The organism is Saccharothrix syringae (assembly GCF_009498035.1).
Classification (GTDB): domain Bacteria; phylum Actinomycetota; class Actinomycetes; order Mycobacteriales; family Pseudonocardiaceae; genus Actinosynnema; species Actinosynnema syringae.
In genome coordinates, this window is record NZ_CP034550.1 from 375,276 (window position 1) to 388,408 (window position 13,133).

The window sequence follows — 13,133 nt, forward strand, 5'->3', positions numbered from 1 at the left end:
GAGCCCGAGGACCGCCGGCGCAGCAGTCAGGGAGTGCGAATGTTCGAAAGGTTCACCGACCGCGCGAGGCGGGTGGTTGTCCTGGCCCAGGAAGAGGCCCGGATGCTCAACCACAACTACATCGGCACCGAGCACATCCTCCTGGGGTTGATCCACGAGGGTGAAGGTGTCGCCGCCAAGGCGCTGGAGTCGTTGGGGATCGCGCTGGAGGGCGTCCGCCAGCAGGTCGAGGAGATCATCGGCCAGGGCCAGCAGGCCCCGTCCGGCCACATCCCCTTCACCCCGCGCGCCAAGAAGGTGCTGGAGCTCTCGCTGCGCGAGGCGCTGCAGCTCGGCCACAACTACATCGGTACCGAGCACATCCTGCTGGGCCTCATCCGCGAGGGTGAGGGCGTGGCGGCCCAGGTGCTGGTCAAGCTGGGTGCCGACCTGAACCGCGTGCGCCAGCAGGTGCTGCAGCTGCTGTCGGGCTACTCGGGTGGCAAGGAGCCGGCCGAGTCCGGTGGCCGCGGTGAGGGCACCCCGTCGTCGTCCCTGGTGCTCGACCAGTTCGGGCGCAACCTGACCGCGTCCGCGCGGGAGGGCAAGCTGGACCCGGTGATCGGGCGCACCAAGGAGATCGAGCGGGTCATGCAGGTGCTGTCCCGCCGCACCAAGAACAACCCGGTCCTGATCGGCGAGCCCGGCGTGGGCAAGACCGCCGTCGTCGAGGGCCTGGCGCAGATGGTCGTCAAGGGCGAGGTGCCCGAGACGCTGAAGGACAAGCAGCTCTACACCCTCGACCTCGGGTCGCTGGTGGCGGGCTCGCGCTACCGCGGTGACTTCGAGGAGCGCCTGAAGAAGGTGCTCAAGGAGATCCGCACCCGCGGTGACATCATCCTGTTCATCGACGAGATCCACACCCTCGTGGGTGCGGGTGCCGCCGAGGGCGCGATCGATGCGGCGTCGATCCTCAAGCCGATGCTGGCCCGCGGCGAGCTGCAGACCATCGGCGCGACGACGCTCGACGAGTACCGCAAGTACGTCGAGAAGGACCCCGCGCTGGAGCGCCGCTTCCAGCCGATCCAGGTCGGCGAGCCGTCGCTGGAGCACACCATCGAGATCCTCAAGGGTCTGCGCGACCGGTACGAGGCGCACCACCGCGTCTCGATCACCGACTCCGCGCTGGTGGCCGCGGCGACCCTGGCGGACCGGTACATCAACGACCGGTACCTGCCGGACAAGGCGATCGACCTGATCGACGAGGCGGGCGCGCGGATGCGCATCCGCCGGATGACCGCGCCGCCGGACCTGCGCGAGTTCGACGAGAAGATCGCCGACGTGCGCCGGGACAAGGAGTCCGCGATCGACGCGCAGGACTTCGAGCGGGCGGCGAAGCTGCGCGACCAGGAGAAGCAGCTGCTGGGCCAGAAGGCCGAGCGGGAGAAGCAGTGGAAGGACGGCGACCTCGACGTCGTCGCCGAGGTGGACGACGAGCAGATCGCCGAGGTGCTGGCGAACTGGACCGGCATCCCGGTGTTCAAGCTCACCGAGGAGGAGACCACGCGTCTGCTCCGCATGGAGGACGAGCTGCACAAGCGGATCATCGGCCAGGTCGACGCGGTCAAGGCCGTGTCGCAGGCGATCCGCCGCACCCGCGCCGGCCTGAAGGACCCCAAGCGCCCCTCCGGCTCGTTCATCTTCGCCGGCCCGTCCGGTGTCGGCAAGACCGAGCTGTCCAAGGCGCTGGCGAACTTCCTGTTCGGCGAGGACGACGCGCTCATCCAGATCGACATGGGCGAGTTCCACGACCGGTACACCGCGTCGCGGCTGTTCGGTGCCCCTCCCGGCTACGTCGGCTACGAGGAGGGCGGCCAGCTCACCGAGAAGGTGCGCCGCAAGCCGTTCTCGGTGGTGCTGTTCGACGAGATCGAGAAGGCCCACCAGGAGGTCTACAACACGCTGCTCCAGGTGCTGGAGGACGGCCGCCTGACCGACGGTCAGGGCCGGACGGTGGACTTCAAGAACACCGTCATCATCTTCACCTCGAACCTGGGCACGTCGGACATCTCCAAGGCCGTCGGGCTGGGCTTCACCTCGGGTCAGGACACCGCGTCCAACTACGAGCGCATGAAGAACAAGGTCAACGACGAGCTGAAGAAGCACTTCCGGCCCGAGTTCCTCAACCGCATCGACGACATCATCGTCTTCCACCAGCTCACGCAGGACGAGATCATCAAGATGGTGGACCTGATGATCGCCCGCGTCGAGCAGCAGTTGAAGAACAAGGACATGGCGATCGAGCTCACCGACCGGGCGAAGAAGCTGCTGGCCAAGCGCGGGTTCGACCCCGTGCTGGGCGCGCGGCCGCTGCGCCGGACGATCCAGCGGGAGATCGAGGACCAGCTGTCGGAGAAGATCCTGTTCGGGGAGATCCAGCCCGGCCAGATCATCATCACCGACGTCGAGGGCTGGGACGGCGAGTCCGAGTCGGACGACAAGGCGCACTTCGTCTTCCGCGGCGAGTCCAAGCCGCTGCGGGTGCCGGACGCGCCGCCGGTCGACCTGGCGTCCTCCGGTGGCGACGGCGGGGAGTCGGACGCCGAGTCCGCCTGACCCGCCTCGCCCGGCCGGCCTCCCGGGTCGCCTGACCGCGACCCGGGGTGGCCAGGACGGGGTTTCGAGCACGACCGAGTCGACCAGCGCCCCTCCGGGTCCGTCCCGGAGGGGCGCTGGTCGTTCACCGGGTCCTCAGTGCAGCGTGCCGCCGGTCACCGGCAGGTCGACGGCGGTGTCGAGGCTGGTCCGGATGACCAGTTCCAGCGCCCTGGCCGTGGTCTCCACCGGCAGGCTCGGCGTGTCGTCCGCCACCTGCTCCGGCGCGAAGGGCACGTGCACGAACCCGGCCCGCAACCCCGGGTGCGACGTCGCGACCAGGTGCATCAGCCCGTAGAACACGTGGTTGCACACGAAGGTCCCCGCCGTGTGCGAAACAGCCGCCGGGATGCCCGCCCCGGTCAGCGCGGCGGTGCAGGCTTTGACCGGCAGGCCGGTGAAGTACGCCGCCGGGCCGCCGGGGACGACCGGGACGTCCACCGGCTGGTTGCCCGCGTTGTCGGGGATGCGGGCGTCGTCGAGGTTGACGGCCACGCGCTCCGGGGTGACACCCGCCCGCCCACCGGCCTGGCCGACCGCCACCACCACGTCGTACCGGCGCTCGTCCAGGGCCGCGCGCAGCATCTCCAGCGACTTGTCGAACACGCACGGCAGTCGCAGGGTGGTCAACGCGTACCCGTCCGGCCGCACGGCCAGCGCCGCGTCCCACGACGGGTTGGTGCGCTGCCCGTCGAACGGTTCGAAGCCCGTCAGCAAAACCTCCACTCGGGCAGACTAGATGTCGTGGTCGAAGTCGGTGAACGCCGCTCCAGGCGCAAGGGGACGACGTTCCTGCTGGTGGTGGCCGCGACCGCGTTCGTGCTCGCCGGGTTCACGCGGTTGCTCGGCGTGGACGGCACGCGCCACATGGTGGCCACGACCGCGCTGACGCCCTACTTCACCGCCGCCGGCGTCCTGCTGGGCGCGCTCGCGCTGCTGCTGCGCCGGTGGGCGGTGGGCACCGTGACGCTGCTGCTGGCGATGGTCCTGGTGGCGGCGGTGGCGCCGCGGGCCTTCCCCGACCCGCGGCCGGTGGCCGTGGGGCGCGAGGTGGTGGTCATGTCGTCGAACCTGCTGGTCGGCAGGGCCGACGCGGAGGCCCTGGTGGCGGCGGTGCGCCGGTACCGCGTCGACGTGCTGGCCGTGCAGGAGCTGACGCCCGCGATGGTGCGCGACCTGGACCGGGCCGGGCTGGCGGCGGTGCTGCCCCACCGGCACTTCCTGGCCGAGCCGGGCGGCTCCGGGTCGGGCATCGCGTCCCGCTACCCGCTGGCGCCCCGGGAGCTGACGCCGCCCGGCACGCTGCGGCAGGCGGCGGCCCTGGTGGACCTGCCCGGCGACGACGTCGAGGTGCTGTCCGTGCACCCGCTGCCGCCCGTGGTGCCCGACGGGCCGGAGACCTGGCAGCGGGAGATGGCCGGGCTGCCGGAGCGGGACCTCAACGGGCCGGTGCGGGTGCTCGCCGGCGACTTCAACGCGACCCTGGACCACGTGGCGCTGCGGCGGCTGCTGAACCACGGCTACGTCGACGCGGCCGACCAGGTCGGGGCCGGGCTGGCGCCCACCTGGCCGGCGGGCGCGCTGTGGCCGCCGCCGGTCGCCCTCGACCACGTCCTGGTGGACAACCGGTGCCCGGTGGAGACCTTCGACGTCGTCGACGTGCCCGGGTCGGACCACCGGGCGGTCGTCACCCGGTTCGTCCTGCCAGCTCGGTGAGGGCCCGCGCCGCGCCCATGGCCAGGGACACGCCGCGGCCGTGCCTGATCCCGGGCTCGCGCGGGTTGATCCGGACGAGCCTGCCGGTGGCGGCGGAGGCCAGCTCGGCCTGGCGGCGCACCGCGGGCACGGCCGTGCCGGCGCCGATCTCGACGACGACCAGGTCGCGGGCCGCGCGGCGCCACTCGGCCAGGGCGTCCAGGGCCTGCCGCGAGCGGTGCGGCACCCAGTGCCGGTCGCCGAACATGAGGATGTTCGGCCTGGCCAGGTCGCCGCAGCGGGGGCAGGCAGGCAGGTCGCCGACGGCCCGCATGGTGGCCGGGTCGACGGTGACCCGGACGTCGTCGGCGGGCCAGGTGTCGTCGGTGCACGGCCGGGTGCACTGGAGGTGGTGGATCGAGCCGTGGACCTCGGCCACGTCGGCGAGGCCCGCGCGCTGGAACTGGCCGTCGACGTTCGAGGTGAACACGCGGGCGCCCCAGCGCTTGAGGACGGCGAAGCCCCCGTGCGGCTCGGTGCGCCGGTACAGCTCCAGGCGGTGGCCGTAGAAGCCCCAGGCCAGCGCCGGGTCCCCGGCGAAGTGGACCGGGTCGGCCAGCTCCTCGAAGCGCAGGCCCAGCCGCCGGTAGGGCGGGTAGGCGCGCCAGAAGCCGCTGGTGCCGCGGAAGTCCGGCAGGCCCGAGTCCACGCCCATGCCGGCGCCGGCGCACACCAGCACGGCGCCGGCCTCGCCGATCATGGCCGCGGCCCGGTCCAGGGCCGTGGCCGCCTCCAGGTCGAGGGTGTCAGTCACCCTTGGGCCGGGAGCTGAGCACGACCTCGAACTCCAGCAGGTCGGAGCCGGTGCCCACGGGCTTGGCGCGCTCGCCCGAGTGCGCCTCCCTGCCGCTGCCGCCCAGCCAGTTCCGGAAGTCCTCCTCGGTCTCCCACTGGGTCACCACGAAGTACCGGGTGTCGCCCTTGACCGGCCGGAGCAGCTGGAAGCCGAGGAAGCCGGGTTGGGAGTCGACCGCACCGAGCCGCGCGGCGAACCGCTTCTCCAGCTCCGGGCCGGAGCCGTCGGGGACGTGGATCGCGTTGATCTTCACAACCGCCATGCCGACGACGTTACTGGCCCGAGGGGGGTTCCGTCTCGTGGCGGGCCGCCCGGCCGCCGAGCACGCACCCGAGCACGCACCCGAGCACGCACCCGGTCACGCACCCGGGCGCGTGACCTGGCCCGTGCCGGTGGTCGGTCCTTCAGCGCCGCAGGGAGCCCGGGTACAGGTACTCGTCGGCCGGCACCCCGTCCCCGCGGAACCAGGCCGCGAAGAAGCCGTCCAGGTCCTGCCCCGAGACCCGCTCCACGTGGGCCTCGAACTCCGGCCAGGACGCGTTGCCGCCGCGGTGCCCGGCGATCCAGCCCTTCAGCACCTCGTCGAAGTCCTCGTCGCCGATCTGGCGGCGCAGGGCGTGCAGGGCGAGCTGCCCCTTGTCGTACACGCCGCGGAACTCGTTGCCGCGGCCCATGTCGTAGAGCCTGCGGCCCCAGTACGAGTCGCGGTCGCCGACCCGCTCCAGCTCGCCGAGGTAGCGGGCGTCGAGGTCGCCGCCCTCCTTCGCCTCGTCCCACAGCCACTGGGCGTAGCTGGCGAAGCACTCGTTCAGGCAGATGTCGGCCCAGCTCTCCAGCGACACCGAGTCGCCGAACCACTGGTGCGCGTTCTCGTGCACCACGGTCTCCAGGTCCGCCCACCCGGCGTAGACCGGCCTGGTCTGGGTCTCCAGCGAGAACCCGATCTCGTCGGCCAGGAAGATGCCGCCCGCGGCCTCGAACGGGTACGGGCCGAACTCCTCCGCCAGGAACGCCAGGACCTCCGGCAGCCGCCGCTGGTGGGCGCGGGCGTTCTCGGCGCCGGGCGCGTAGGCGTCGACGACCGGCGTGCCGTCGGGCAGGGTGGAGCGCTCGACCGTCCACCTGTCGATGGCGATGGTGGTCAGGTAGGTGGCCATGGGGTCCCGGGCGACCCAGCGGAACTCGGTCCGGCCGCCGGTGGTGACGGGGTCCCGCTCCAGCAGGCCGTTGGACATCACCGACCAGCCCTCGGGCACGCGCGCGGTCAGCGCGAACGTCGCCTTGTCGCGCGGGGTGTCGTTGGCCGGGAACCAGGTGGTGGCCGAGTGCGGCTCGCCGGCGGCGAACGCGCCGCCGCCCCGGGAGACCTGCCAGCCGCTGCGCCCCAGGGCCCGGTCCTCCACGACGGTCGGCTCGCCGCCGTACCGCACGGTCGTGGTGAACTCCTCGCCGCCGACCAGCGGGGACGGGGGCACGATCACCAGTTCGTGGTCGCCTTCCTGGTGGTGGTCCGCGGCCTGGCCCCGCACGTCCACGCCGGTGACTTGGAGCCGGTAGAGGTCGAGGTTGAACCGGTCGAGGTCGGCGGTGGCCCGGGCGGTGACCGTCGCGACGCCCTCCAGCCGCCGGGTGGCCGGGTCGTACTCGACGTCGACGTCGTAGGCGAGGACGTCGTAGCCGGTGTTGCCGTCCTCCGGGTAGTACGGGTCGCCCGCGCCCGCACCGCCGTCGCGGCCGGCGACCGGCGGCGTGGGCGCGCCCGGCGTCGCGCCGGTGGTCGTCGGGGCCGCCTGTCGCTCGTGCGGCATCTCGGCCACGACGATCCCGGCGACCACCAGCACCAGGGTGAGCACGAGCAGGTACGGGCGCGCCTTGGGGCTGATGGCCATGTCGACATGATGCACGCATGAGCGTGGTCGAGTTCGGGGGATCGGGACCGGGGATCCTGCTGCTGCACGGCCTGATGAGCCGGGCGAGCACCTGGTGGACGGTCGCGCAGTGGCTCCGGCCCTACGGCCGGGTGGTCGCCTACGACGCCCGCGGGCACGGCCGGAACCCGCGGCGCGGGCCGTTCCGCACCGAGGACTTCGTCGCCGACGCGGCGTCGGTGGTCGAGCGGCTGGACCTCGGGCCGGTGGTGGCGATCGGGCACTCCATGGGCGGCCTGCACGCGTGGGGGCTCGCCGCGCTGCGGCCGGACCTGGTGCGCGGCGTCGTGGCGGAGGACGTGGTGCCGGACAACCGGGGCCGGTCGGTCGACGACTGGCGCTGGTACTTCGACGCGTGGCCGGTGCCGTTCCAGTCCCTGGCGCACGTGCGGTCGGTGGTGGACGTGCCGCGGGTGGAGGAGCTGTTCGAGGAGCGCGCCGACGGCTGGCACCTGATCGCCGACCTGGGCGACCTCTACGAGATCGCCGCGGAGTGGGGCGAGCGGGCGTACTGGGACCTCGTGGACGCGATCCGGTGCCCGGTGCTGGTGGTGGAGGCCGGGCGGGGCGTGCTGCCCGCCGGGCAGATGGCCGAGGTCGCCCGCAGGTGCTCGGGGCACCACCTGGTGGTGCCCGAGTCCGGGCACGTGGTGCACGACGAGGCGCCGGAGGTCTACCGGGGCGCGGTGGAGGCGTTCCTGAGCGGGTCGATCGCGCCGGTCTGAGTGTCCACCACGCACACGCGCCGCGCCTCGGCCCGGATCGGCGTGACCGGGTGCAGCCGGGCGAACGCGGCCCTGACCTCGTCGTCCTCGCCGGTGAGCAGGGGGCAGTGGGGCGTCCAGCTGCCGGGCAGGTACTGGGCGGCGGGGTGCTTCACGCGCCCGGCCAGCACGTCGTGCACGGCCGAGTGCACGGCCAGCAGCTCGCCGTCGACCACGGCGCCGAGCTGGAGGGTGCGGTCGGTGGCGGCGAGCGAGTGCAGCCACAGGTCGGGCAGCCAGAGCCGGGACAGGTCCTCGCGCAGCTCGTCGCGCACCCTCGGGCCGATGGTGCTCGCCGCGGCCCAGGTCAGGTGGGGCGGCAGGTCGTGCTCGGCGCCGACCCGGCGGCGCAGCGCGCGGATCGCCCGGTCGGCCTCGTCGTCGAAGAACACCACGAGCAGGTGCACGGTCAGCGCCCCACCGGCGAGTGCTCCACCGGCGAGTGCTCCCCGGGCAGGGCGAACAGGCCGTCGGCGGTCTGCTCGACCAGGCCGTCCACCAGCAGCGAGTGCAGGCACCGGTCCCGCTGGCCCGCGTCCGACCAGACCAGGTCGAGCCTGGACTTGGCGACCGGGCCGGTGGTGCCGCGCAGGACGTCGAGCAGCAGGCCGCGCACCTGGCGGTCGGTGCCCGCGAACTTCTGCACCGCCTTGGCCGGGCCGTCGTAGGCGGGGCGGCCGTTGCGCTGCCAGGCGCAGTCGGCGAACACCGGGCAGTCGGCGCACCGGGGCGCGCGGGCGGTGCACACCAGGGCGCCCAGCTCCATCAGGGCCGCCGAGTACACCGCGGCCCGGTCGTCGGGCAGCAGCACCTCGACGTCGCGCAGGTCCCTGGTCGTCGACGGCGGGCCCGCGTCGCCCGCGCCGTGCACCGCGCGGGCGACCACGCGTCGCACGTTCGTGTCGACCACCGGGCACCGCTTGCCGTAGGCGAAGGCGGCGACCGCGCGGGCGGTGTAGGCGCCGATGCCGGGCAGGGCGAGCAGCGTGTCCACGTCGTCGGGCACCACGTCGCCGTGCTGCCCGGCGATGGCCTGCGCGGCGGCGTGCAGCCGCAGCGCACGCCTGGGGTAGCCGAGCTTGCCCCAGGCGCGCAGCACCTCGCCCTGCGTGGCCGCGGCCATGGCGGAGGGCGTGGGCCAGCGGTCCAGCCACTCGCGCCAGATCGGCTCGACCCGGGCGACCGGGGTCTGCTGGAGCATGATCTCGCTGACCAGCACGCCCCAGGCGGTGCACTCGGGCCGGCGCCAGGGCAGGTCGCGCGCGGTGTCGGCGAACCAGTCGAGGAGGAGGTCGGCGTCCAGGCTCATAACGCCGACCAGTGTTCCACGAACGGGTTAGACGACCTCGGTCAGCTCACCGGTGTGCACGTCGTAGACGAAGCCGCGCACCCGGTCCTTGTGGATCAGGAACGGGCTCTGCCGGACGCGGTTCACCGAGCCGCGCACGCTGTCCTTGACCTCGCGGAACGCCTCCACCGACCAGGTGGGCCGCAGGCCGGTGTCCTGCTCCAGCTCGTCCTTGAACCCGTCCTCGGTGACCAGCTCCAGGCCGCAGTTGGTGTGGTGCACCAGCAGGATCTCCTCGGTGCCCAGCTTGCGCTGGCTGAGCGCGAGGGAGCGGATCGCGTCGTCGGTGACGACGCCGCCCGCGTTGCGCAGCACGTGCGCCTCGCCCTGCTTGAGGCCGAAGATCTCGAACACCCGGATGCGGGAGTCCATGCAGGTCAGGATCGCCACCTTCAGCGACGGCCGCGGCGACGAGCGGTCGCCGGGGACGATGTTGCCGATCTCGGCGTTCCGGCTGAGCAGTTCGTCGATGGCGGTCACCGCGCACCTCCCGTGTGCTGGGGGCCGAGGCCCCGGGGTCGTCCCTGGGATTGGAACGCGGGTCCCGGATGCCGGCAAGCGGATCGGGCGGACATCACGTTCACCGCATCGGGGGACCGACGCCTGCCCGGATATTCCACCTCGTCCGGTTACGTTCGTCCGGTGATCGAGCCAACGGGCCCGCTCCCGCCGTGGGTGTACTGGCGGCGCCGCGCGCTGGCCGTCGGCGCCGCGGCGGTCGCGCTCCTCGGCCTCGTCTGGCTGTCCGCCGCGCTGCTCGGTGACGGTGAGCCCGTCGCACCGCGGGCCGTGACCTCGACCCCGCCCGCGCCGGCGGGCACGCCGGCGGCCACTTCGTCCCCCACCTCGTCCCCGGCGTCCCCCGCGCAGCCCACGCCACCGCCCGGACCGCCGGCGCCGTGCGAGGACGCCCAGCTCGGCGTGGCCGCCGTGATCGACAAGCCGGCGGCCGCGGTGGGCGAGGAGGTGGGCATGGGCATCGCGGTGTCCAACACCGGCCCGTTCCCGTGCACGAAGGACATCGGGCGGCACGTGCGCGAGCTGGTGGTCACCACCGCCGACGGCGGCACCCGGCTGTGGTCGAGCAACGACTGCCACGCCACCGAGGGCTCGGAGGTGCGGGTGCTGCGCCCGGGCGAGCGCTTCCACTACGGCCTGCGCTGGCCGGGCACGACGTCCGAACCGGGGTGCGCGGCCCGGCGGGCGCTGGGGCCGGGCGACTACCTGGTCGTGGCGCGGGTGGCGGGGCGGGAGAGCGACCCCGTGGTGTTCCGGCTGGGGTAGGTCCGGTTCGGGCCAGGTCTGGTTCGGGCCAGGTCTGGTTCGGGCCAGGACCGGTTCCGGTCAGGTCCGGCTCGGGTCAGGTCCGGTTTCGGGCCGGGGCTGGTTCGGGCCCGGCTGGCTCCGGGCAGGTCCGGTTCCGGTCGGGGCCGGTTCCGGCTAGGACCACCCCAGGGCGGGACCGAGCTTCGTGGCGATGTCGGTGAGGATCTGCGCGTAGTCCTCGTGCCCGAAGGTGAAGGGCAGCGCGAAGACGGCCTCGTCGACCTCGCGGAACGCGGCGTGGTCGTACAGGCGCGCGGCGATCTCGTCCGACGTGCCGACGAGGTCGGGCGCGAACAGCAGCCCGGCCGGCCCCTGCGGCGTGGCGGTGCGCGGCAGGCGCGCGGCCGCGTAAGCCTCGTACCTGGCGCGCTGCTCCGGCGTCGCGCCGTCGGTCGGGATGACGACCAGCCCCTGCGAGACCCGGGCCCGCTCGCCGTCCGGGTGGGCCGCCCGGAACGCGGTGACGAGCGACCGCTGGATCTCCGCGAACCCCTCGTCCCGCCCCTCGCTCTTGACCACGCTGCTGAGCAGCAGGTTCATCCGCCGCTCGCCCGCCCACCGGGCCGAGGCGAGGCTGCCCGCGCCGTACCAGGTGCGCCCGCGCAGCCCCGGCGAGTGCGGTTGGACGCGACGGGAGTAGACCTCGATGCCCTCGGTGCCCTCGAAGTCGCTGACGGGCTCGCCCGCCAGGGCGCCCAGCAGGCGCTCGACCCGCCGGTGGCTGAAGTCCTCGACGTCCGCGGTGTCCGGGTAGAGGGCGTTTTTCACCCGTTCGTAGTGAATCGGCTGGCCGACGCTCACCCCCGGGTTCAGCCGACCGCCCGACAGGACGTCGACCGTGGCCAGGTCCTCGGCGAGGCGCAGCGGGTTCTCCCAGCCCAGCGGGGTGACGGCGGTGCCCAGCTCGATGCGTTCGGTGCGCTGCGTGGCCGCGGCCAGGACGGCGACGGGGGAGGAGATGCCGAACTGGAGGTGCCGGTGCCGCAGCCAGGCGCTGTCGAAGCCCAGCCGCTCGCCCAGTTCGATGATGTCCAGCGTCGACTCGTGCCCGCGGCGGGGGTCCTGCTCGTCGAACAGGCCGATGGTGAGGAAGCCGAGCTTGCGCAGGGGCTGGGAGGGGAGCGGCATACCCCGATTGTGGTCGTCGTCCGGGCGTGGTCCACGTGGTGGGACCCCGTCGGGTGACCCCGCGGGGGCCGGCGCTCCCCACGCGCCCGCGAGGAACGACCGGCGGGTTCCGCAAGCCGGGCGAACCGGTCCGCGCGCGGCAGGGGTCCCCCGGCGGGGACCCCCGCGAAGCGATCGGGTGTGCGACGGCCTGTCAGCCGGCCGGTTGGCCACCGGCCCGCTGCCCGGTGGCCGATCGGCGGGCCGGCGCAGGTGGCCGACCGGCCGGATCAGGGCCCGGCCGGATCAGGGCCCGGCCGGATCAGCGACCCACCGGATCAGGGCCCGAACCAGCGCTCCTCCGCCGTCCCGCGAGGGGGCGCGGCGGTCGAGCCGTGCACCAGTTCGGTGGCCAGGGTGACCGAGCGGGGCCGGGAGCGCTCGGCCGAGTCCAGCAGCAGCTTGCCCGCCGCCCGCCCCTTCTCCAGCACCGGCTGCCGCACCGTGGTCAGGCCCGCCTGCTCGGCCTCGCGGATCCCGTCGAACCCGGTGACGGTCAGGTCGTGCGGCACGCGCAGCCCCCGCCGCTCGGCCTCGCCCATCGCGCCGAGCGCCAGGATGTCCGAGGTGCAGATGAGCGCGGTGATCTGCGGGTCGCTGTCCAGCACCTGGGCGGCGGCCGAGGCGCCGGAGGCGATGGTGTGGTCGAAGCGCTCCACCACGGGCACCGCGCTCCAGTCGACGCCCACGGCGGCGAACGCCTGCGCCAGACCGGCCAGGCGCGACCGCTGCACGTGGAAGTGCGCCGACTCCCGCCGCTCGCGCGTCACGAAGCCGTCGTTGCGGTCGCGCGCCAGCCGCATGCACACCACGCCGACCCGGCGGTGCCCCAGCGCGATCAGGTGCTGCGCCAGCGAGTGCATCGCCGCCTGGTCGTCGATGCCCACGCGGTCGACGTTGTCGAGGTCCGGCTGGTCGCACACCACCGTCGGCACGGGGCGCTCCAGCACGGCGGCCAGGTGCGGGTCGTCGTCGGGCACCGAGTAGACGACGAAGCCGTCCACCCCCGCCCGGTGCACCGCGGCCACGTCCTCGCGCTCGGGGTTCGCGGGCACGAGCAGCAGCCCCTGCCCGGCGTCCTCGCACGCGAGCGCCAGGCCCTCCAGGAACCCGATCGCCGCGGGGTCCCGGAACGCGTACGACAGGTTCTCGGTGAGCAGCAGGCCCACCGCACCGGCCTTGCGCGTCCGCAGTGATCGGGCCACCGGGTCGGGCCCCGGGTAGCCGAGTCGTCTCGCTGTCTCCAACACCCGGCGTCGCAGCTCCGGCGAGAGCTGGTCGGGACGGTTGTACGCGTTGGACACCGTTGTCCGGGAAACACCCAGCTCCGCCGCCAGTGAGGCGAGCGTCGCGGGGCGTCGCACATGCATCGACCGCGCCATGAAGTGACCGTAACGGTTCAGAACCAATTACAG

Annotated in this window: 13 protein-coding genes; 4 read left to right on the top strand and 9 right to left on the bottom strand. The window is 73.4% G+C overall.

Annotation, left to right across the window (positions count from 1 at the left end):
* Positions 1–39: 39 nt before the first annotated feature.
* On the top strand, positions 40–2,595 hold the full coding sequence (locus EKG83_RS01765; protein WP_033432346.1) for an ATP-dependent Clp protease ATP-binding subunit: 2,556 nt from the start codon (positions 40–42) through the stop codon (positions 2,593–2,595).
* A 135-nt stretch (positions 2,596–2,730) separates the two neighbouring features.
* Here the strand turns inward: EKG83_RS01765 and pcp are convergent, their stop codons facing one another.
* The gene (gene pcp / locus EKG83_RS01770) at positions 2,731–3,360 is read right to left on the bottom strand and encodes a pyroglutamyl-peptidase I (protein ID WP_033432345.1); all 630 of its coding nucleotides are present in this window, start codon (positions 3,358–3,360) and stop codon (positions 2,731–2,733) included.
* 18 nt (positions 3,361–3,378) lie between these two features.
* Between pcp and EKG83_RS01775 the strand changes: the two genes are divergently transcribed.
* On the top strand, positions 3,379–4,350 hold the full coding sequence (locus tag EKG83_RS01775) for an endonuclease/exonuclease/phosphatase family protein (RefSeq protein WP_051766234.1): 972 nt from the start codon (positions 3,379–3,381) through the stop codon (positions 4,348–4,350).
* On the opposite strand, the gene EKG83_RS01780 is transcribed toward EKG83_RS01775, so the two are convergent.
* From EKG83_RS01780 to EKG83_RS01790, 3 genes are all read right to left on the bottom strand, one after another.
* The gene (locus EKG83_RS01780; RefSeq protein WP_033432385.1) at positions 4,322–5,089 is read right to left on the bottom strand and encodes an SIR2 family NAD-dependent protein deacylase; all 768 of its coding nucleotides are present in this window, start codon (positions 5,087–5,089) and stop codon (positions 4,322–4,324) included. The genes EKG83_RS01775 and EKG83_RS01780 overlap by 29 nt on opposite strands.
* A 46-nt stretch (positions 5,090–5,135) precedes the next feature.
* Positions 5,136–5,447, bottom strand: coding sequence for an antibiotic biosynthesis monooxygenase family protein (locus EKG83_RS01785; RefSeq protein WP_033432344.1), 312 nt, complete (start codon positions 5,445–5,447; stop codon positions 5,136–5,138).
* 142 nt (positions 5,448–5,589) lie between these two features.
* A complete protein-coding gene (locus EKG83_RS01790) occupies positions 5,590–7,074 on the bottom strand; it encodes a M1 family metallopeptidase (RefSeq protein WP_033432343.1) in 1,485 nt (494 codons plus the stop codon).
* Positions 7,075–7,091: 17 nt separating this feature from the next.
* Between EKG83_RS01790 and EKG83_RS01795 the strand changes: the two genes are divergently transcribed.
* Entirely contained in the window at positions 7,092–7,838 is a 747-nt protein-coding gene (locus EKG83_RS01795; protein ID WP_153277837.1) for an alpha/beta fold hydrolase, read from the top strand.
* Here the strand turns inward: EKG83_RS01795 and EKG83_RS01800 are convergent.
* The 3 genes from EKG83_RS01800 to EKG83_RS01810 are packed head-to-tail and all read right to left on the bottom strand — an operon-like array spanning position 7,787 to position 9,705.
* Positions 7,787–8,284, bottom strand: a complete 498-nt coding sequence (locus EKG83_RS01800; protein ID WP_033432342.1) for a 2'-5' RNA ligase family protein — start codon at positions 8,282–8,284, stop codon at positions 7,787–7,789. The two genes, EKG83_RS01795 and EKG83_RS01800, sit on opposite strands and share 52 nt — an antisense overlap.
* 2 nt (positions 8,285–8,286) lie before the next feature.
* On the bottom strand, positions 8,287–9,186 hold the full coding sequence (locus EKG83_RS01805; protein WP_033432341.1) for an HhH-GPD family protein: 900 nt from the start codon (positions 9,184–9,186) through the stop codon (positions 8,287–8,289).
* A 27-nt stretch (positions 9,187–9,213) separates the two neighbouring features.
* Positions 9,214–9,705, bottom strand: a complete 492-nt coding sequence (locus EKG83_RS01810) for a beta-class carbonic anhydrase (RefSeq protein ID WP_033432340.1) — start codon at positions 9,703–9,705, stop codon at positions 9,214–9,216.
* 162 nt (positions 9,706–9,867) lie between these two features.
* Between EKG83_RS01810 and EKG83_RS01815 the strand changes: the two genes are divergently transcribed.
* Positions 9,868–10,509: a hypothetical protein gene (locus tag EKG83_RS01815; protein ID WP_033432339.1), complete on the top strand. Its 642-nt coding sequence runs from the start codon at positions 9,868–9,870 to the stop codon at positions 10,507–10,509.
* A gap of 156 nt (positions 10,510–10,665) precedes the next feature.
* Here the strand turns inward: EKG83_RS01815 and EKG83_RS01820 are convergent, their stop codons facing one another.
* Both EKG83_RS01820 and EKG83_RS01825 read right to left on the bottom strand, forming a co-directional pair.
* Positions 10,666–11,679, bottom strand: coding sequence for an LLM class flavin-dependent oxidoreductase (locus tag EKG83_RS01820; RefSeq protein WP_033432338.1), 1,014 nt, complete (start codon positions 11,677–11,679; stop codon positions 10,666–10,668).
* 317 nt (positions 11,680–11,996) lie between these two features.
* Positions 11,997–13,100, bottom strand: coding sequence for a LacI family DNA-binding transcriptional regulator (locus tag EKG83_RS01825; protein ID WP_084716648.1), 1,104 nt, complete (start codon positions 13,098–13,100; stop codon positions 11,997–11,999).
* Between the last annotated feature and the right edge of the window lie 33 nt (positions 13,101–13,133).